The 18838-nt window shown below is 45.7% G+C and carries 18 protein-coding genes; 4 read left to right on the top strand and 14 right to left on the bottom strand.

Annotated elements, in window-relative coordinates; genetic code table 11:
- Window positions 1-16: 16 nt before the first annotated feature.
- From ACYQ0Y_RS08710 to yidA, 3 genes are read left to right on the top strand one after another with little or no spacing between them, the layout of a single operon-like run.
- Window positions 17-865 (top strand): lipoate--protein ligase family protein, encoded by an 849-nt coding sequence (locus tag ACYQ0Y_RS08710; protein ID WP_407883374.1) that lies wholly within the window; start codon window positions 17-19, stop codon window positions 863-865.
- A gap of 29 nt (window positions 866-894) precedes the next feature.
- A complete protein-coding gene (locus ACYQ0Y_RS08705; RefSeq protein ID WP_407883372.1) occupies window positions 895-2256 on the top strand; it encodes an HD domain-containing protein in 1362 nt (453 codons plus the stop codon).
- 3 nt (window positions 2257-2259) lie between these two features.
- Window positions 2260-3072: a sugar-phosphatase gene (gene yidA, locus ACYQ0Y_RS08700; RefSeq protein ID WP_407883370.1), complete on the top strand. Its 813-nt coding sequence runs from the start codon at window positions 2260-2262 to the stop codon at window positions 3070-3072.
- A gap of 188 nt (window positions 3073-3260) precedes the next feature.
- Here yidA and ACYQ0Y_RS08695 read toward each other — a convergent pair whose 3' ends face one another.
- The 7 genes from ACYQ0Y_RS08695 to ACYQ0Y_RS08665 form a co-directional block, all read right to left on the bottom strand.
- Complete coding sequence (locus ACYQ0Y_RS08695) at window positions 3261-3626, bottom strand: DUF3899 domain-containing protein (protein ID WP_407883368.1); 366 nt, start codon at window positions 3624-3626, stop codon at window positions 3261-3263.
- A gap of 92 nt (window positions 3627-3718) precedes the next feature.
- Complete coding sequence (locus tag ACYQ0Y_RS08690) at window positions 3719-4393, bottom strand: hypothetical protein (protein ID WP_407883366.1); 675 nt, start codon at window positions 4391-4393, stop codon at window positions 3719-3721.
- A 210-nt stretch (window positions 4394-4603) separates the two neighbouring features.
- Window positions 4604-5590, bottom strand: a complete 987-nt coding sequence (locus tag ACYQ0Y_RS08685; RefSeq protein ID WP_407883364.1) for a ribose-phosphate diphosphokinase — start codon at window positions 5588-5590, stop codon at window positions 4604-4606.
- A 94-nt stretch (window positions 5591-5684) separates the two neighbouring features.
- Window positions 5685-7067, bottom strand: a complete 1383-nt coding sequence (glmU, locus tag ACYQ0Y_RS08680; RefSeq protein ID WP_407883363.1) for a bifunctional UDP-N-acetylglucosamine diphosphorylase/glucosamine-1-phosphate N-acetyltransferase GlmU — start codon at window positions 7065-7067, stop codon at window positions 5685-5687.
- 14 nt (window positions 7068-7081) lie between these two features.
- Complete coding sequence (gene purR, locus ACYQ0Y_RS08675; protein ID WP_407883361.1) at window positions 7082-7918, bottom strand: pur operon repressor; 837 nt, start codon at window positions 7916-7918, stop codon at window positions 7082-7084.
- Between the two features lie 257 nt (window positions 7919-8175).
- Window positions 8176-8973, bottom strand: a complete 798-nt coding sequence (locus ACYQ0Y_RS08670; protein ID WP_407883359.1) for a metal ABC transporter permease — start codon at window positions 8971-8973, stop codon at window positions 8176-8178.
- The gene (locus ACYQ0Y_RS08665; protein WP_407883357.1) at window positions 8966-9667 is read right to left on the bottom strand and encodes a metal ABC transporter ATP-binding protein; all 702 of its coding nucleotides are present in this window, start codon (window positions 9665-9667) and stop codon (window positions 8966-8968) included. The genes ACYQ0Y_RS08670 and ACYQ0Y_RS08665 overlap by 8 nt, the downstream gene beginning before the upstream one ends.
- A 617-nt stretch (window positions 9668-10284) precedes the next feature.
- Here ACYQ0Y_RS08665 and abc-f point away from each other — a divergent pair.
- Entirely contained in the window at window positions 10285-11775 is a 1491-nt protein-coding gene (gene abc-f / locus ACYQ0Y_RS08660) for a ribosomal protection-like ABC-F family protein (RefSeq protein WP_407883355.1), read from the top strand.
- Between the two features lie 79 nt (window positions 11776-11854).
- Here abc-f and ACYQ0Y_RS08655 read toward each other — a convergent pair whose 3' ends face one another.
- The 7 genes from ACYQ0Y_RS08655 to metG form a co-directional block, all read right to left on the bottom strand.
- Window positions 11855-12793, bottom strand: coding sequence for an alpha/beta hydrolase (locus ACYQ0Y_RS08655; RefSeq protein ID WP_407883353.1), 939 nt, complete (start codon window positions 12791-12793; stop codon window positions 11855-11857).
- Window positions 12794-12796: 3 nt separating this feature from the next.
- Window positions 12797-13723 (bottom strand): 4-(cytidine 5'-diphospho)-2-C-methyl-D-erythritol kinase, encoded by a 927-nt coding sequence (gene ispE / locus ACYQ0Y_RS08650; protein ID WP_407883461.1) that lies wholly within the window; start codon window positions 13721-13723, stop codon window positions 12797-12799.
- Between the two features lie 80 nt (window positions 13724-13803).
- Window positions 13804-14043: a Veg family protein gene (locus ACYQ0Y_RS08645; protein WP_407883351.1), complete on the bottom strand. Its 240-nt coding sequence runs from the start codon at window positions 14041-14043 to the stop codon at window positions 13804-13806.
- Between the two features lie 458 nt (window positions 14044-14501).
- The gene (rsmA, locus tag ACYQ0Y_RS08640) at window positions 14502-15398 is read right to left on the bottom strand and encodes a 16S rRNA (adenine(1518)-N(6)/adenine(1519)-N(6))-dimethyltransferase RsmA (RefSeq protein WP_407883349.1); all 897 of its coding nucleotides are present in this window, start codon (window positions 15396-15398) and stop codon (window positions 14502-14504) included.
- Window positions 15388-15966 (bottom strand): ribonuclease M5, encoded by a 579-nt coding sequence (gene rnmV / locus ACYQ0Y_RS08635; RefSeq protein ID WP_407883347.1) that lies wholly within the window; start codon window positions 15964-15966, stop codon window positions 15388-15390. Before rnmV ends, rsmA begins: the two co-directional genes overlap by 11 nt.
- On the bottom strand, window positions 15966-16745 hold the full coding sequence (locus ACYQ0Y_RS08630; RefSeq protein WP_407883345.1) for a TatD family hydrolase: 780 nt from the start codon (window positions 16743-16745) through the stop codon (window positions 15966-15968). Before ACYQ0Y_RS08630 ends, rnmV begins: the two co-directional genes overlap by 1 nt.
- Before the next feature lie 36 nt (window positions 16746-16781).
- Window positions 16782-18821: a methionine--tRNA ligase gene (gene metG, locus ACYQ0Y_RS08625; RefSeq protein ID WP_407883343.1), complete on the bottom strand. Its 2040-nt coding sequence runs from the start codon at window positions 18819-18821 to the stop codon at window positions 16782-16784.
- Window positions 18822-18838 lie beyond the last annotated feature (17 nt).

The following is an 18838-nucleotide window of genomic DNA, read 5'->3' as shown; positions in this document are numbered from 1 at the left end:
AAATCAGGTGTTTTTAATGACCGATGCTCTAAGCCTCGCTCAAACGACTATGCTCCTGTCACAACATTTCACCAAGACTGAGGGCTTAGCCACATTTGCCAACATGAATGCGTTGCTAAGTTTAATTGAACACGAATCCCAACCCTTGTTACATTTTTGGATGCTCGACAACAATGTCATTATGGGCTTACGAGATGCGGACCTTCCTCATCTTGAACAAGCTTATCCGATTTTAGGGGAACATGATTATGTCGGCTTTGTGCGCAACTCTGGTGGTCTGGCGGTGGTTTCGGATCCCGGCGTTTTAAACGTCAGCCTTTTCTTTCCGCCAAGTTTGCTCAAAATGGGGGTCAACGAAGCCTACGATCAAATGAAATTACTCGTCGATCGGGCATTTCCTGAACTTCCCATTGAGGCGGGAGAAATTCCGCGTTCTTATTGTCCGGGCACCTACGATCTAAGTGTCAACGGTCACAAGATTGCCGGCATGTCGCAACGTCGCCGCAACGGTGGCACTGTGATCATGTTATACCTCAGCGTCAATGGCAACCAAAATGCACGCGCCCAACTCATTCACGATTTCTACACCGTCGGGCTCGGACACGAAGAAAATAAATGGGATTTCCCAGATGTCGATCCCGCCACGATGATGAACGTCGGCGATTTGTTACCTCAATCTTTGACCATTGAAGAAGCCCAGGCGCGCTTTGTCAAAGCCGCTCAGCTAAGCGGCACACAGTTAGCTAAACAACACTTAGCCGATTTGATGACAGAACCAGAATTTGGTGCTCAAATTGACTTTGAAACCAAACGCTTACTGCAACATCAACCGACATTTAACCAGCCCGATCAGACATCACACTAACCCAAATTCAGTTGTTTCAAGGAGAATGCATGGACTATCAAAGTCAATTACTGCCTCGTGAAAAAGTCTTTCGCGATCCCGTTCATAACTACATTGCTGTATCGCATCAGGTCATTTTGGACCTGATTAACACAAAGGAGTTTCAACGACTACGGCGCGTTAAACAGCTCGGTGTGACCGAAGAGGTGTTTCACGGCGCTGAGCATAGCCGCTTTGGTCACTCACTAGGCGTCTACGAAATTGCGCGCCGTATCTGTGATAACTTCAAAAATGACTACCCAAGCCAAGCAGCCGGAGACGGGCTGTGGAATGACGATGAACGTTTAGTGACACTGTGCGCTGCATTACTTCATGATATTGGTCATGGTGCTTACTCACACACGTTTGAACACATCTTCCACACGAATCATGAAGCAGTCACCGCGCAAATTTTGACGTCTCCCAGTACTGAAGTCAATGCAGTGCTGCGCCAAGTTAGTCCAGAATTTCCCGCACAAGTGGCCAGTGTAATTCAGCACACCTATCCAAATCCACAAGTAGTCCAAATTATCTCGAGTCAATTGGATGCCGATCGAATGGACTACTTATTGCGTGATGCTTACTTTACCGGTGCTGATTATGGCCGCTTTGATCTAGCTAGAGTGTTACGCGTTATGCGCCCTTATCAAGGCGGCATCGCCTTCACCATTGACGGAATGCATGCTGTCGAAGACTATATTTTAAGCCGCTTTCAAATGTATCAACAAGTCTACTTTCACCCAGTGTCCCGCGCCATGGAAGTCATTTTGGATCACTTACTTTTACGCGCCAAAGATTTGTATGACAATCAACCAATTCGTCAAGAAGGCTTTCGTCCACTATTACTGGAACCTTTCTTCAACCATGATTGGACGTTAGTTGACTATTTAAAGCTTGACGACGGCGTCTTAAACACTTATTTTCTGCACTGGGCCGATAGTGATGACGATATTTTACGCGATCTCGCTCGCCGCTTTTTAAATCGCAAGCCGTTAAAATCCGTTGAATATGATAGTGATACGACAGATTTGTTGCCCATTTTACGCGATCAAATTGAAACGGTCGGCTACAATATCACCTATTACACGGCCACTAACGATAGCTATGACCTACCATATAATGCAAACCCACATCACTCCCGCAAGCCCGCCGCTGAGATTCAACTGATGAAAGCGGATGGTTCAACGATTGAGCTGTCCGCTCTCAGCACTTTGGTGGCAGCCATTACCGGTCGTGAATCGGGGGATCAGCGGTTCTTTTTCCCACGAGAAATGCTCAGCCAACATGCTGAAAGTGATCTTTTTAATCCTATCTACCAAGAATTTCAGACCTATATCAAAAACGATCAATTGATTCACCCACAAGGAGTCTAACCCATGACCATTAAATTAATTGCAATCGACATTGACGGCACGCTACTCAATGAAAATGGTGACCTGAATCCAGCCACTATTTCAGCAGTTCAAGCTGCGCGCGATGCCAATATTAAAGTTGTCCTGTGTACAGGACGACCGCTAACTGGTGTTGCAAATTATTTGAAGCAGCTTGGTTTATCTGGTGATGATCAATATGTCATTACCTTTAACGGCGCGCTTGCTCAAACTATCAGTGGTCGCATTTTGGTTCACCATACGCTGGATTATCAACAATACCGTCAATTAGAAAATTTAAGTCACACCTTAGGCACCCACTTTCACGTCGAAACAGACCAAGCTATTTACACAGCGAACAGAGATATTAGCCCTTACACCATTGGCGAAGCTTATTTGGTCAACATGCCCATTCGCTATCGTGCAGTCGACGAAATGCCCACGGATCTGACACTGTCAAAAGCGATGTTTATCGATGATCCAAAGCTGGTTGAAGCCGCTTATCAGGCGTTACCAGCTGAAGCCAAACAACAATTTTACTTTGTTCGCAGTGAACCTTATTTTCTTGAGGCGATGAATCAGGCTGCTTCGAAAGGTAACGCCATTACTGGGCTGGCTAGTGATCTTGGTTTAACCATGGCCGAAGTCATGGCCCTCGGTGATCAAGGCAATGACTTATCCATGATTCAAGCCGCTGGGTTAGGCATCGCCATGGGTAACGCTATCCCCGAATTAAAAGCAGCTGCTCAAGCTGTCACTTTGACCAATCGTGAAGACGGCGTTGCTGTCGCCATTCAAAAATACGCGCTAAACCATTAATGGTTACACCAAACCAATCTTCAATTTGACTACTTCCCACTAAAAAGACCACGATTCGCAATGTTTTACACTAAACATTGCGAATCGTGGTCTTTTAATCGACCCAGATATTTTCATTTAACCGCTATTTTCTCCACAGTAGCTGTCTAGCTTAAGTTCTTAACTTTTTAATCGCCATTTACGCTAGCCTACAAGGTTAAAATAACGGCTAGGCCAATCAAAATCAGTCCGCTAATCCATAACCAACCGTTCCAAGCTGAAACACGCAACGGTTCATTCTTTTTCAAGGCGATATCCTTTTGATTAACGCGGTCATCTGCTTGTTGATCCTGCTTTTCTTTATATGTTTTTCGACGCCGACGAAATCCCGTAAATAAATGGGCATGAGATAACTGCATCACCGCACCGATGACAATCAAAAATAAACCAATCATAAAATACGCGTCGGAAATCTTAATCAAAGGAACATGGCTTATCCAAGCGACCACCCCAGCCACCAAAAATAGCCCCAGTCCACCTAAGGACCAACCGATGGGTGTGTTTTTTGGTTTCATTTCAGCTCCCCCAATCTTTTATCATGATACAAAAATACCGCAATTACTTGCGGTATAAAAGTCTTTTTAAAATTAGTAACGGGCAGTACTGACTACGGCGTCGTCAATAAATTGGTGACTTGCTGCGTATTGGCATCATATCGATAAATTCCCGTCAAGTTGCTAACCGCCGGATCCGGTGCTTGGGAGCGAACATCAATTTGATATTGTTGATGACCCAAATCTGACACTTGATACTGCCGACTGCCATCCGTTTCTACAAAGCCCATCTGTTGACGAAATGCATTTAAAATTGTCGTTTGGTTAACTGATGACGTCTGTGTTGCTGTCGCACTCGTCTGACCTGACTGCGACTGAGCCACAGCTGATGACGGCGCCTGCCTGGCTACGACGGAACTGTTAGCGCTGCCTTGTTGAGCAACATTCGCCGCGACAGAGGTTGAGCCTATTTGTGCAGTAGAATTAATTTTAGAAGCTACTTTAGAAACATTCTGACTTGAACCAGCCCCCGTAGTGCTGGTGTTCACGGACCCATCATTAGCCACACTGGTTGCTGTTGCCATAGAAGATGAATTCGTGGCAGATGTCGCAACTGAGCGAGGCTTTTGCTGACTCGTTTGTAATGTCTTACTTGTCTTACTAATCTCTGCTTGTGCCGTTGTACTTGTCTGGATCGCGTCAGTATTAGTGCTGCAAGCCGCTAGACCCGCCGTACTGATGACAATTAAACTGCTAACGATCACTTGTTTAAGCAATAGATGTTTCATCTTTCATACCCCCAGTGGCTTGACTAACTTGAAGCCCTCTCACTGATCTTAGTATACCATTCAATGACAAATATTACGTAAACATGTCTATCACATTACAACACGTTAGAAAATCTTAACTTTGATTTTATACAAACAGTCCCATATGATTGCCAAATTATGGCGGCATCATATGGGACTGTTAAAGTAACTATCAGTTGGATTTGTTCACTAATGCGAGCGACCATCACGGTGGAAACGCGTCTTAAATAATGGACTAACTGGTTTGTTTTCATTAATGCGTTTGATGGCATCCCCGACTAACGGTGCAATGGAAACCTTGACGAGTTTATCAAATTGCTTTTCAGCCGGTAAGTTAATCGAGTCGGTGACAACGACTTGTTTAAATGGTGATTCTTTCAGTCGATCGACGGCTGGTCCTGAAAGTACCGCATGAGAACAACAAGCGTACACTTCCTCAGCGCCGGCCTCCATCAGAGCCCGCGCACCTAATGTGATCGTGCCAGCCGTGTCAATCATATCATCAATCATGATACATTTTTTACCCTTAACATCACCAATAATATTCATGATCTCAGCCACATTTGCCTTAGGACGCCGCTTATCAATAATCGCAATTGGCGCTTTCAAAAACTCGGCTAAGGCCCGGGCCCGCGTCACTCCACCGTGATCAGGTGAAACAACGACAGCATTTTCAGCAATATGGTTCGTGATGAAATAATCTGCCAACAATGGTGCGGCCATCATGTGATCCACTGGAATGTCGAAAAAGCCTTGAATCTGGGCGGCATGTAAATCAAGCGCCAAAAGTCGAGTTGCGCCAGCTTTTTCAAACATGTCCGCAACCAATTTGGCAGTAATTGGTTCACGCGAACGCGCTTTTCGATCTTGGCGCGCGTAACCATAATAAGGGACAACCAAGTTAATTGTATTCGCACTAGCCCGGCGCAAAGCGTCGATCATAATCAATAATTCCATCAAATTATCGTTAACCGGTGCTGATGTTGATTGAATCAAGTAAACATTGTCGCCACGGACGCTTTCTTCAATGTTGATGCGAATTTCGCCATCGCTAAATCGATCGACGGACGTTTTGCCTAATTCAACACCAACTTCTTCAGCAATTTTCTCCGCCAACGGCCGGTTTGAGTTTAGAGCAAAGATTTTTAGCTTTGGGTCAAAGTATTGAGTTGCCATGTTTCCTCCACGCGGATGATGTGATCACAGTCTTTTTCGTTCTAATCGTACCTATTAACTTGCCTAGACGCAAGCATCTACTGTCCGGATTTGATTAAGCATCTTCTGGCTTGTGAGGTAAGCGATCCCAGTAATCTGGTTTATTTGTTTGCCGGGCCCGAGCAATCGCCATATCATGGAAAGCCACGTCTTTGGTGATTGTGGAACCAGCCGCAATAAACGAATGATCCGCCACTTGCAAGGGGGCAACTAGGTTCGAATTACTACCAATAAACGTGTGATCACCGACGATTGTTTCGTGTTTAGCAACCCCGTCGTAATTGACAAAGACCACACCACAGCCAACGTTGATGTCCGTTCCTAAAGTAGCATCGCCAACATAAGTTAGGTGGCCCACCTTCGTACGATCACCAATATTGGCCTTTTTAATTTCCACAAAATTACCCAAGTGAACATCATGACCAATATGCGCTTGCGGACGAAGATGGCTCATCGGACCAATGTTCGAACCGGATTCCATTTCGCTATCTTCAATCAAAGAAGAAGTCACCGTGACGTGATCATGAATCCGACCATTGCGAATCTCAGAATTGGCACCAATGAAACAATCTTCACCAACCTCGGTGTGTCCCTTTAATTGGACATTTGGTTCAATAATCGTATCCGCACCAATTTTGACATCAATATCTACATAAGTATGTTCCGGGTCAATGAAGGTCACACCGTTAGCCATATGTGCATCATTGATCCGTTTGCGCATGACCTTCGTCGCCTCAGCTAGTGCCTGACGATCATTAACGCCCATCGACTCGCTAAAATCGCTCATCCGATAAGCGCCGACTCGTTGACCCGCCTGTTTCAAGATCCCAATCACATCCGTTAAATAATACTCGCCTTGCGCATTGTGATTGGTGACTTGATGCAAGGCTTTAAATAACGCTTGATTGTCAAAGACGTAAACTCCTGTATTGATTTCATCAACAGCCGCCTCTTCAACAGTAGCATCCTTTTGTTCCACAATTTTTTCCACCAAACCAATATCGTTACGAATAATCCGTCCGTAACCGGCTGGATCAGGTGCGATGGAAGTCAATACTGTGCCAACATCACCCTTAGCTTCATGATAATCAAATAGCTTTTGCAACGTTGCAGCTCTAAATAAAGGGGTATCCCCACTTACAATCAAGGTCATACCATCTGCATCACCAAGAATGTCTTCAGTCTTTAAAACGGCGTCACCAGTCCCTAGTTGCTGCTCCTGCAAGACGTATTTGGTACGATCTCCCAACTCATGTTGCACATCTTCTGCGCCAAAACCGACCACCGTCACAATTTCATCCATGTTGGTTTGCTCAACCTGAGTCAAGACATGATCAACCATTGTTTTACCGGCTACCCGATGCAGAACTTTGTATAACTTGGACTTCATCCGTGTGCCTTTACCTGCTGCTAAAATAATTGTATTCCGAGAACTCATGCTAACTCCTTTAATTAACGTTCATTGCCAAAGACCCGCGTTAGATAATTCCCCGGGGTGGCTTTAATTGGTTCTGATTCACTTTGCAAAGTTTCCACATGCAGTAACGAGGTAAATGTCTCTGACTTACGATCACCATTAAAACGACCTTCGCCAAAGACCGTAATACCGGCCACTTCACTATCCAGTTCACGTACCAAACTAGCTAACCCAGAAATCGTGCCACCACCTTTAACAAAATCATCGACAATCAATACCCGAGAACCAGCAGGCAGCGCTCGTTTGGCAATTTGCATTTTTTCAATTGCCGTTGATGAACCTGAAACATAGTTGACACTAACCGTAGCACCATCGGTAATTGCGCCATCTTGGCGGGCAATCACAAATGGCACATTTAACTGTTCGGCGACAGCCTGGGCAATCGGAATACCTTTTACAGAGACGGTCAAAACTAAATCAATGGTTTGGTTCATATACTGCGTCGCAATTAGACGACCGATTTGTCGTAACACTTCCGGTTGGCCCAATAAGTCAGACAGGTAGACGTAACCTCCTGGCATTACCCGATGCGAATCAGACACCTGTTTGCATAAAGCGTTAATATAAGCTTCAGCATCTTCTTTCAAAATATAGGGAATAAATCGTGCACCACCGGCGGCACCTGGCAAGGTTTCTAACAAACCAGTCCCACGTTCTTGAAAGGTCCGTTTTAAAATGGTGAGATCCTCGCTAATGGAGGATTTTGCCGACTCATAGCGTTCAGCAAAAAAAGACAGCGACACCAAAGTGCGCGGTCGTTCCAGTAAATACCGGGTCATATCGATTAAGCGATCTGATCGTCTAACTTTCACGTTAAATTACCTCATCCTCGTTCTAATTTTATGCGAACAAAAAGCGTTCTTTCCCTGGTTAATAATAGCACAATGTTCGGCTTTGTTCTTGATAAAATTTGCATAAAGAACGACTGGCTGAGCATGTCTAGCGGTTGGGCTCTCCAAACTCTTTTCTGAAGCAAACCGCCCATAAATTTCCAAGTAGTTGATTTAAGACCACCTAAAAAAACCATCCTCTCCGTAACGAGAAGACAGTTTCTGATAAGAAAACGATATTAATCGTGGGTGGCTAGTCGATTGACGCCTAACCCAATAAAGTAGATAACCACCTCAATCGTCGCGATAAAAAATGACACCGGCCAATTCGTCCAGTAACTCAAAGCCAACCCTAACCAGACACCAATGAGCGCAAAAATCATGGACAGGCCAATCATCGTACCAACACCGTGAACAAAATACTTAGCAGCCGCGGCGGGAAGCGTCAATAGAATAAAAATTAGCAGTGAACCCACAATCTGTGCGGCGACACTAACGGAAAAGGCCAATGCAACCAAGAAAATAATCGACAGCAGCGTTCCATGCACGCCCGCTACCCGAGCCCCGATTGCGTCAAACGAATCAAATTTAAGCGAACGATAAACGGCCAAGATCACGATCATTACAACGATCGCCAAGACGGCCACTTGTACGACTGAAGCGCGGCTGATTCCGATTACTGACCCAAATAAGATGTTAGTTGCCGAGCTGGCATTTTGATTTGACAACGCCAGAAATAAAATTCCCAGCCCAATGGCTAACGCGGAAATAGACGTGATCGAGGCTTCTCGCCGGGAGGCTTTCTCACTCAATTGACCGACCGCCACAGAGCTCACTGTTGTGAACAACAGCATTCCAGCCAATGGGGTCCAGCCAATAAACAAGCCAAATGCCGCCCCAGCAAACCCAATTTCCGATAACGTATGGGTCAGAAATGACATGTTGCGGGCCACAACAAAGACCCCAACCAGCCCACTCACCAATGCAATCAGTGTTCCGGCAGCAAAAGCATTTTGCATAAAAGGATAGTTAAGCATGTGCGGCCTCCAATACTGATTCCTTCAAATCGGCCACATGACCAAGTTGATACCCACCTGCTTGCATAAGCAAGTAATGCGACGAAAAGGCCTTTGTTAACGGAATATCATGGGTAACAAATAGCACTGCCGCCTGGTTTTCTTGCTGATAACGCTTCACGAGATTCAGCAATTCATACTTCATGTTGTTATCTAAACTAGCTGTTGATTCATCTAAAATCAGCAATTGCGGTTTCCGAATCAAAGCTTGAGCTAGATAGGCCTTTTGCAGTTCTCCCCCAGAAACTTTTCCTAGTGGCGTCCGCGCAATTCGCGTTAAATCGGTGGTGACGATCGTCTCGTTTATCCGCTGTTTCTCCGCATGACGCCACCAAGGCCGCCAGTTATGGTCCAACGCTAAACCAACAAAATCGCGAACCGTTAGCGGATATTCCGTATCGATATTTCGAAATTGTGGCACATAACCAATCGTCACGTTTGCCCGGTTAGGATGCCACATCACGGAGCCACTCGTTTGCCGTAATTGATGCAATAAAATTCGAATCAGAGTTGTCTTCCCGACGCCGTTTTCACCTAAAATACTCAGAAATTCTCCCTGATGGAGCGTAAACGACAAATTCTTAAAAACAGCCTTGTTAGGAAACGTCATCGCTAAATCCTTAACAGATAGCAGTGACGCAGCTTTGTTTTCCATCGATGTCACTCAATCGCCTCTCTTTAGTTAGCCGTCATGATCAAAAATTTATCGAATAACGGACTAACATTTGATTTTAAAAAGTAATGATTACAGTTTAATAGTGTAGCGAATCTGATGCGTGAATGCAATTAAGAAATTAATTGCATTCCATTTCGATCCCTCATCAATCGTCAACTAACTAAAGCTTCGCCTTTAACCAGTGTCGTTAGCGTTAGCGCAAAGTGCTTGCGATAAGGGCAGCGTGGGATGATCGCCAGTGTACGACAATGTAAAAGTCTAAACAAATCCTCGCCATAAAGCGATGATCTCTAGAAGTTCACATGTCTGACTCACGCTCTGATTTTAAAAAAGATTGACGGCCTTTAGCTTTCACGTTACAGTTGAGCCAATAATTTTAGTTAAAAAGAGGAGGACGTCCGCCAATGCGCCATTAAGCCTGTCGTCATAAAAAAACAAACATCAGAAAATCGGGTAGACAGTCATTCGAATCTATGATGATGTTCACGTTTGTTTTTTTGGGGTGATCGATGCTTTAGCGTGGGGATGTCCTTTTGTGTACCCTTTTTTTCATAGACTTCGATCAACCCTTGTTTATCATTAAAGGAGTTGATTTAATGTTCATTCTACAAGCAACCAAGTTACAAATTTCCCGTCAACGAAAGCTATTAAATATCGACCAATTAGTCATTAACCCTGGTGATCGCATTGGTTTAATTGGCGCTAACGGTGTCGGTAAAACTACACTACTCGAAGTCCTTACTGGCACCTTGGTTCCCCGTGCTGGTCATGTCGATCGCCGCGTTACACCAACGATCGTGACACAGCTACATGAAATTTCAGCACAGAGTGGCGGCGAGCAAGTCAAACAGGCATTAATTGCCGCCTTCCGCGAGCAACCGGCCTTCTTAGCCCTAGATGAACCATCTGCCAACTTAGACCAAACTAATCAGCAATGGCTTATCACTCATCTGGCCCGTTATTCTGGGACGCTGCTCATCATTTCCCATGATCGGCATCTATTAAATGCCATCACGACTACGACTTGGTCAGTCGCTGATCAACAGCTAACGAGCTTTTCTGGGAACTATGACGCCTTTCAAACTACTCAGATGGCTCAACGTCAACATCAACAAGCAACCTACCAAGTGCAACAGCGAAAGCAGCGGCGCCTCGCTGAGGCGGCCCAACGGCGCGAACAAAAAGCCGCCCATGTTGTGAAACCAAATCGCCATCAGCACAGCAAAAATGAACTCAAAAATTTAAAGTCAGTTTTGAGAAATAATCAAGGTAAACTCAGCAAGACGGCTAGTCGTTTGCAAAAACGGGCCCAGCTTGAGCCGGTTCAAAAACCGAAACACACGCCGACTGTAACCTTACATGTCCAGCAATTTGCGTCATTAGGGCGTCACACACCGCTTACGCTTGAGCACTTTACATTGTCTGCCGCTAAACACCAGTTAAGCGCAGACCTAAATCTGACGGTTAAAACTGGCGAACACGTTGGCATTGTCGGACCTAATCAAATTGGCAAAACCACGCTGTTACGCTCAATTTTAACGAACAATAAGCGCGGAATTACTGTCAATCCAGCGGTTAAGTTTGGTCATTTTGCGCAAAACATGAGTCGTCTTAACTTAACAAAATCAGTTTGGACAAATGCGGTTGCTAATAGTGAACAACCTCGGGTGACTTGTCAAACCGTTTTAGCCCAGTTTGGCTTCACCACAAGTCAGCTGAATCAACGAGCCGGGCAGTTGAGTGGCGGCCAACGGGTCAAACTCGCCTTAGTGACCGTGCTCCTGAGTGATGCAAATGTCCTTTTATTGGACGAGCCCACCAACTTTTTAGATTTGCCCACCTTAACCGCCTTAGAAAATTTTCTAGCTAATTATCCGGGCACTATTTTGTTTGTTTCACACGATTATGAATTTGTTGAGCATGTCGCCACTCGTAAATATAAACTATCTGCTGAGGGGCTCACCGTTCAACCCGTTGCTGATCAAACCGTGAAATCCAAACCGACCGCCAACCAGACACTACTAGATGAATTCCGTCATGAATTATCCATCATTGAACCAGACACCTCGAATCACTCGATTAAATAGGCCAAAGCGAGGCCGTGAATGACTGTTCAAATATAGACAGTCATTCACGGCCTCGCTATTTTTTATACCTAATTTTGATTTAATGAATCAGCGATCGCCGCAAAAAAGCGAGCACCGTTCGTCGGTAACGGTCCGGATGGGTGCGAATGGCTCGAATATGTGGCGCTTGTCTATCAATCATCAGTTGTTTGGGGACATTGGCCGCGTCATATAACGCATAGGCGTCCTGCACCGGGACAGTCTGATCTTCACCACCATGAATCATCAAAATAGGCAAGTGATTTTGACGGACTTGAGCCAAAATATCCCCTTCGCGAAATGCGTAACCGGCTAGATGCTTGGCAAACGAATTGGCAATCGGCATTAAGGCCGTGCTGGGCACGTGATATTTGTGCCAAAGTCGAAATTTGCCTTCTTGAAAAACTGATCGGTAACCACTATCCTCAATGATTCCTTTGACATTTTTAGGTAAGGCCTGACCGCCTGCAGCCATGACCGTCGTCGCTCCCATGCTAATTCCAAGCAGCACAATTTGCACAGTTAACCCACAACGCTCAACCACAGTATTAATCCATTGCTGATAATCTTTTCGATCTAACCAACCATAACCAATCACGTTTCCGTCGCTGCGTCCATGTGCTCGCGCATCTGGCATCAGCACGCTGAAACCTTGCTCGATCATCAATTTGGCCCAAGGAATCATCTGTTCACGGGCATGGTGTAAGCCATGCGCTAAAATAACAACGCCGTAGGATGGTTGGTAACCAGCAATAAATGTTGCGCGTAAAGTTAATCCATCAGGAGTCTCAATGGACCATGCTTGTCGTTGTTGATTTTGATACCACTGATTCTCATCAGGCGTATTTTCTTTCAAAGAAGCACTAATTCCGGCTCGCTTTTGCTTACTTGACCAATTCATTGCCAAGTAGTAGACCCCATAGCCAGCGCCCACTAAAGTGGCATAACTACCAAGACCGACCAACGCGGTTCGTTTGACTAATTGTCTGACTTTATTCACCTGTTAATCCTCCGTTGAACAAGGTGCCTCACTTAATTGCACTGCTGCGCCCAATCGTACTGGCCGTACCACATAAACCTCGCGACAGAAACCAGCCAATCCGTTAGCCACCCGTTGCGCCCGGGATCGTTTGCGACAAATCCCATAGACAGTTGGGCCGGTGCCAGTCATTTCTGCCGCATCAGCACCAAAACGCAACATTTGCGTCTTGAGCCGTTGAACCACGGGATACCGCCGCGCCGTGATCGGCGTTAAAACATTCGCGGTCGCCTGACAAATGCCATCATAGTCACTGGCATGAATAGCAGCCAGTAAATGCGGCGTAGACGCATGTTCCAACCGACCATAATTAATTTGGCGCAAAATTGAAGGCGTTGAAACACTCGTTTGTGGCTTGGCAATTACTAACCACATCGGCGGTAGTTCGGGTAAGGGTTCTACTTGTTCACCACGCCCTGTTACGTGGGCGGTCTGGCTCCAGACACAATACGGAACGTCCGCATCAATTTTCAGGCCTAGTTCGCACAATTGCGCCGGCGTTAAATTCAACGACCACAATCGATTAAGCCCTCTTAACACTGCGGCTGCATCAGCAGAACCGCCACCCATTCCCGCAGCAACGGGAATATGCTTTTCAATCGTGATATTCACTGCTTCTTTACGGTGATAAGTATTGGCGAGTAACGCCGCAGCTTGATAGGCTAAATTTCGCCGATCATTGGGCAAAAAACCAGTATCCGTCATGACCTTAATTCGTCCATTGCGACCTAAAGTCTTAATCGTCACTAAATCTGCTAGGTCAACCGAAGTGAGGACCATATCCCACTCTTCACTACCATCCGCGTGATGAAACGGCGTATCGAGTAATAAGTTAAGTTTGGCAGGCGCCTTTTCCAAAATCTCCGTGGTGTCACCCCCAGTTAACCGAATTGTTATTTTTTCTATTTTACCCCAAACAAAAAACACCTTCCACTAGGGAAAGTGCTTCATGCGTGAGTTCGCCGTGATGATTACTGTTCATCAAAAGCGATTTCAATATTTTTAGTTAACACATCTGTGTAACTGTAAGAGACTCGTTCAAATGAGTTCTCCTCCTGATCGAGGTCAACCACAAAAACAGCCGGATACGTTTCCCGCAGAGTGCCGCGACGCTTAGTCACCTTTTTGCGACCAGCCTGAGCGACGACCATCAGCTTTTGGCCTAATTTGGCGTCCAACTTAGACTTGATACTTTGTAATGTTGCTGGCATGCAATTCACCTCACATGCATAATAGTATAGCATGGTCAAGCAAAAATTACAATTGTATCAGAGCGTGAGCCAGACCGGGTGAGACCGAGCACCAACGGACAATCATAATTGGGCGCTTTCTGCCCGGTTGTGGTTGTTGGTTGGGCACAGGACTCAGGTCTGGCAAGCGCGTTTATGCCAGAGTGTGAGCCAGACCGGGTGAGACCGAGCACCAACGGACAATCATAATTGGGCGCTTTCTGCCCGGTTGTGGTTGTTGGTTGGGCACAGGACTCAGGTCTGGCAAGCGCGTTTATGCCAGAGCGTGAGCCAGACCGGTTTGAGACCGAGCACCAACGGACAATCACAATTGGGCGCTTTCTGCCCGGTTGTGGTTGTTGGTTGGGCACAGGACTCAGGTCTGGCAAGCGCGTTTAAGCAAGAGCATGAGCCAGATCAAGTGAAACCGACGCCCTAACCTAAAAAACACCGCGCTCATGTAATCTGTTGGTCAGTGCAATAAAACCCGCCAATGACAGTCGTTCTGCTCTAATACTTGGCTCTAAAGCTAAATCATCCAACGTCTCGGCCATAACTGCTTTGGTCGCTGGTGCCTTGCCAAATAGGCTTTGCAAATTATTCCATAAACTCTTGCGCCGGTGAGCAAAACATCCCTTAATCAAATGAAATAAAGCCGCCTCATCAAACGGCAATTCGGTTAACGGTGCACGCGGTGTCAACTTAACGATCGCTGAATCAACATTAGGTTGAGGAATGAAGGCCGTCCGGGAAACGGTAAAAGCTAATTTTGCTTGCATCCGATAATCCACGGCCAAAGTCAATGCACCATAGGCTTTGGTACCTGGTACCGCGCTCAACCGTTCAGCGACTTCTTTTTGCATCATGACAACAATTGACGCAAAATCGACTGCGGCATTCATGAGCCCCATCAGAATCGGTGTGGTGATATAGTAGGGCAAATTTGCTACCACCTTAACCGACGTAGCACCTGGTAAATGCTCAGCAATCGCTGAAGCCAAGTCAACCTTTAGAATGTCTGCGTTCACAATTGTGACATTCGGGTAGGGCGCCAGCGTATCAGCCAACACCGGCAGTAATTGCTGGTCTAATTCAAACGCCAATACACGTTTGGCCCGTCGTGCGAGTTGCTCGGTTAATGCGCCAATGCCTGGTCCGACTTCAATAACATCGTCTGATTCTGTCACCTCAGCTGCATCAACGATATTGGTTAAGATATTTGGGTCCGATAAAAAATTTTGTCCAAGACTCTTTTTGACCGCGATGCCATAGGTATTCATGATCGCTCGCGTTCGCAGCGGTGTCGCAATATCGGGTCGTTTTTGTTTATCGCTCATGCTGATTCCCTTCTAGTTCTTGATCAAGTTGTGCCACCGCCTCGATAAAATCAGCACGGGGAATTTGAAATAGCTGGAGTCGTTTTAACAATTGCTTACCATTTACATATCCCAAGTTAAGCAACTCGCCCAACCGTTCGCGCCGCTGTCGGGAAGTTTGATCACCAATTAAATGAGCAGCAAGCAGGTCGCTTTGAAAAATAACCGCTTCAAAGTGATCAGTGCCGGTCGCAACATGTGCTAAAGCCGCTTGAATAACTGCTGGATCAGCATGTTCAATTCCCAAGCTACCACCAGCATTCTCTGGTACGCCCTGTTTGCGCGTGATAAATGCATGTTTGGCTTCTGGTACCGCTCGACTAATGAGCTTGCGTAAACGCTCACCGTTAAAGTCTGGATCCGTCATCACAATAATGCCACGTGTTGCTTGCAGTTGTTTTAACTGAGCTAACATTGTTTGGCTTAGCGCTGATCCATTTGTTTCAAACGTATCTGCTTCAACCGCCTGTAAAATTCGTTTCGTATCATCCTTACCTTCAACAACAAGGACTTCTTTTAACTTCGTCATCAATCTTCAATCCTAAAAAAGTCATTGGCATTGTCATAAGTTGCTGCAGCAACGCTTAGTGGCTCAATGTCACGTAATTTCGCAATTGCATTGACTGTATCGACAATTCGCGCCGGTTCATTTTGTTCACCGCGATGCGGCGTCGGAGTCAAGTATGGCGCATCCGTTTCAACCATCATGACATCAAGCGGTGTCACTTTGACGGATGCATGCACTTCATGAGCATTCTTAAAACTAGCCACCCCTGAGTAAGAAATGTGCATGCCCAAATCTAAAAAGCGTTTGAGCCATTCTGGATCGCCATTGAAACTATGCATGACTCCACCAATATCACGAATATCTGCCGCTTTTAAGATCGCATACGTGTCTGCAAATGCATCTCGATTATGAATGATAACCGGTAACTGAAGCTCTTTGGCAATCGCTACTTGCCGCGCAAAAATCCGTTTTTGATCCTCAATATGTTGGTCAAGCTGATCCACATGGTAATCAAGGCCAATCTCGCCTAACGCTTTCACACGGTCATCTTGTAGTTGCCCAATTAACGTTTCTTCTGCTGCGTCCGTGTATTGATCGGCCATTTCTGGATGCCATCCCACCGCTGCCCACATGGTCTCGTACCGATGAGCAAGCTCGATACCGCGCTCATTCAGCACGGCATCTGAACCGACATTCATCATCCGCTCCACACCAACTGCTTTCGCATGCTGATTAAATTCAGCGGCATTCTCATAAAACGCATCATCATTCAAATGGGTATGTGAATCAAAAATTTCCATAAATCCCTCTAAGTTATTTGATTAAGCACCTGGTGTTTAGCCCAGAATATCCCCGTTATTGAGTTCATCTGGAACGATAACCAACGTGACTTGACCCTCGTGTTCTGTTGATAACAACATGCCCTGACTAATCTGCCCGCGCATTTTACGTGGTTTCAAATTGGTCACCGCTAAGACTTTTTTGCCGGTAAGCTTTTGGTAATCTGGATACCACTCATGAATGCCAGACAAAATTTGCCGATTTTGTTGATCGCCAGCATCTAGTCTAAATTGTAACAACTTATCAGCCCCTTCAACGGGCTTAACTTCAATAATCTGGGCGACCTTGATTTCAACTTGATCAAAATCTTCAAATTTAATGGCCGATTTCGTCAAATCAAGCGTCACATTTTCTGGTTCCCATTGAGAATCAGCCGCCGCGGCCATCGCGGCCCGCCCCTTCTGCTTATCAGATTGTGTCATCTGTGCTTGAATAAAGTCAATTTCAGCTTTTGCATCTAATCGTGGAAAAATGGGGGTTCCCTTAGCAACAACCTGTACTTTAGCCGGTAAGTCGGCTAATGATAATTGTTGAATCTGCATGTCTTCAGGTTCGGTGGATAAACCCAGTTGTCCCAAAATGGCTTTCGGCGCATGCGTCATAATTGGCTGTAACAGTAGCGCGATCACCCGTAAGCTAGCCACCAAATGGCTCATTGCTGCCGCCAAGCGCCGGTCGTCACCAGCCTTTTCAGCCTTGGCTAATACCCAAGGTTCGGTTTCATCGATATATTTATTGGTCCGCGCCACTAACCGCCAAATGGCACTGAGCGCATCAGCATAATGCAACGAAGCCATTAACTCGTGATAACGACTGATCGTATCAGTGGCCGTTTGTTCAAGGTCCATGTCTGGCCCGTTAACACCACTTTCAAACACCGGTACGCTACCCTTGAAGTACTTGTTGACCATTGCAACCGTTCGGTTTAACAAATTGCCAAGATCATTAGCCAGATCGTAATTAATCTTGTCGACAAAATCCTCCGGCGTAAATAGCCCGTCATTACCAAATGGCATCGCTTTTAATAAGTAATAACGCAAGGCATCAAGGCCATAACGTTCCACCAGCGTTTCTGGATAGATGACATTCCCCTTTGATTTACTCATCTTGCCATTTTTCATCAGGAGCCAACCATGGCCAACAATGTGTTCAGGCAATGGTAACCCCAAAGCGTGCAACATAATCGGCCAATAAATCGCATGGAAGCGCACAATTTCCTTGCCGACCACTTGGACGTTGGCTGGCCAAAATTTCTCGAAGTTAGTCGAGTCTTTGCCATCATATCCTAGTGCCGTAATATAGTTGGATAGCGCGTCAATCCAGACGTAAATCACATGACGTGGATCAGATTTAACCGGCACGCCCCATTTATAACTCGTCCGCGAAACCGACAAATCCTCTAAACCTGGTTCAAGGAAGTTCTTAATCATTTCATTCATTCGTGTGCTTGGAATCAAAAAGTCAGGATGAGTCTTGTAATAGTTCAACAACCAGTCTGCATACTTGCTCATCTTGAAGAAGTAAGATTCTTCATCCGTCCAGACGACTTCGTGACCAGATGGCGCCTTTCCGCCGGTCACATTGCCTTGCGCGTCATGAAAAACTTCGGCCAACTGAGATTCAGTAAAGAATTCTTCATCGTCAACCGAGTACCAGCCCTCATAACGCCCCTTGTAAATATCGCCTTGGGCTAAGAGTTGCTCAAAAATTGCCTGCACCGCTGCTTCATGATCCTTATCTGTCGTTCGAATAAATTTGTCGTTGCTGACCTCTAGCAATTTCCAGAGATCTTTAATTTGCGTTGCCATCTGATCAACGTATGTTTTCGGATCTAGGCCCAATGATTCAGCCTTTTCTTCGATTTTTTGACCATGTTCGTCCGTTCCCGTTAAGAAAAAGACATCATTGCCCATTAATCGACGATAGCGAGCCTCTGCATCAACGGCAATCGTGGTATATGAGTTACCAATATGTAGCTTTCCTGAAGGATAATAAATTGGGGTTGTAATATAATAAGTGGGCTTTTTTTCTGCCATGAAACAATCGCTCCTTT

It is taken from the genome of Furfurilactobacillus curtus, from assembly GCF_054657915.1.
Note: the sequence above shows the minus strand (reverse complement) of the source record. Positions and strands in the feature narration are given on the sequence as shown.